We start from the raw sequence: 1,570 nt of genomic DNA, 5'->3' as shown, positions 1-1,570 counted from the left end.
GGCGGCCACGGCGGCGGGGCTTTCCGCCGCCGCCGCGCCCTCGGCGGCCATGGCGCGCAGCTTTTCGCCGTTGCGGGTGTAGGCGGTTACCGGAAAACCGGCCTTGAGCAGGTTGCGGCACATGGGGGCACCCATGATGCCCAAGCCAATGAATCCGATGCGTTGCATGGCGTGCTCCTTTGCGGTGGCGGGGCAGCCGCGCGTTGCGGCGACCCCCATGGTGTTGCGCGGTTTACGGCGCCGGGAATCAGGACGGCCTGTGCCGTTCCAGGCTTTCAAGGTTGCAGAAATCGCGGTGGGCGGCATGGTCGATGGGGTAGTCCCACGAGCCGCTGCGCAGTTCCACGCGGCCGCCGAACCCGGTCTTGAAACGGTGCAGCCCGTGGAAGGGGTGGGCCGGGTCCAGCCCCGGCGGTACCGCACCCATGTCGTAGGCGGTGCAGCCGTGCAGGCGGGCCAGGCGCATGGCCTTCCAGTGCATGGCATAGGGGGCCATGCACTGGCGCTTTTCGTTGGACGAGGCTCCGTACAGGAAGTGCGCCGTGGTTCCGCACAGGGCCACAATGGCCCCGGCCAGCACGTCGGTACCGTGGCGGGCCAGCAGGAACAGGAGTTCGGCGTCCTGGAATGTGGCGGAGGGGGCGGATGTGCCCGTGGGCCGCGCGGCGTCCGTGCGGTCCGCCGCGCCAGCCCACTCGCACCAGCCGTGCCAATCCCCCTCGCCCGGCCAATCCGCCCGGGCAGGATGCGGCGGTGCGGCATGCTTTGCCCTTGCTGGGCTCAGGCCGCGCAGGCGGGCGCGGAACAGGGCCTGGAACTGCTCGTACCCGCAGGGGGCAAAGCCGTTGCGCAGGGCGGTCTGGCGGTACAGCCCGTGGAACACCGGCAGCATGTCCGGCGGGGCGGGGTCAACCCGCACATCCTTCCGGTCCGCAAGGCCGATGTTGTAGCGGGTCTTGGGCTTCATGCGCGCCAGAATGTCCTGCTCCGTGCCGGTCAGGTCCACCACCAGCGAACTGGCCACGGTCATGTCGCGGTGGGCCTTGCGCAGGTTCCAGTTGCGGGTGCCCATGTTCATGCGCATCTCGCGGATGCGTGGTTCCGGGTAGGCGTTGCTGCCGTGGGCGCGCATGTCGTCGGCATAGGGTGAGGCCCACGGCAGGTCGTAGCGGATGAATGCCACGGACGGGCCAAGGTTGCGGGCCAGCGCTTCGGAAAGGTCTTCGAGGAACGGACCGTAGTCCTCCTCGGCGGGGGCGTGCTCCGGCCCTTGCGGCACGTAGGCCATGGCGCGGCCGCGCCCCATGGGTTGCAGCAGCACCAGCACGTCGCCGTGGCGGTCGGTGGCGGCCAGGTCGAACGCCTTCGGCGTGTAGCCCAGCCGGGCCTTTACCTGCGCCCAGTATCCCGTCTGGAACAGGATGTCGGTGGGCAGCAGCGCATCGGTCCGTTTCAGTGAAAGCTCGAACATGTCGAATCCCTGTTGAGGTTGGCGTGCGCCGTCAGGCGCGGTCCGTGGTCGCGGGAGGGGGCAGGCCGGGCAGCGGCGGACCGGCGGCATCGCGCCGCC

2 protein-coding genes are annotated in these 1,570 nt (G+C 69.9%); both read right to left on the bottom strand.

The window, feature by feature from the left end:
• On the bottom strand, positions 1–168 hold a 168-nt coding region (locus FVW27_RS15075), incomplete at its 3' end, for an NAD(P)-binding domain-containing protein (protein WP_167126651.1).
• Positions 169–247: 79 nt separating this feature from the next.
• A complete protein-coding gene (locus FVW27_RS15070; RefSeq protein ID WP_167126648.1) occupies positions 248–1,471 on the bottom strand; it encodes a lipid II:glycine glycyltransferase FemX in 1,224 nt (407 codons plus the stop codon).
• Between the last annotated feature and the right edge of the window lie 99 nt (positions 1,472–1,570).

The organism is Nitratidesulfovibrio liaohensis, from assembly GCF_011682075.1.
GTDB classification, from domain to species: Bacteria; Desulfobacterota; Desulfovibrionia; order Desulfovibrionales; family Desulfovibrionaceae; genus Cupidesulfovibrio; species Cupidesulfovibrio liaohensis.
Note: the sequence above shows the minus strand (reverse complement) of the source record. Positions and strands in the feature narration are given on the sequence as shown.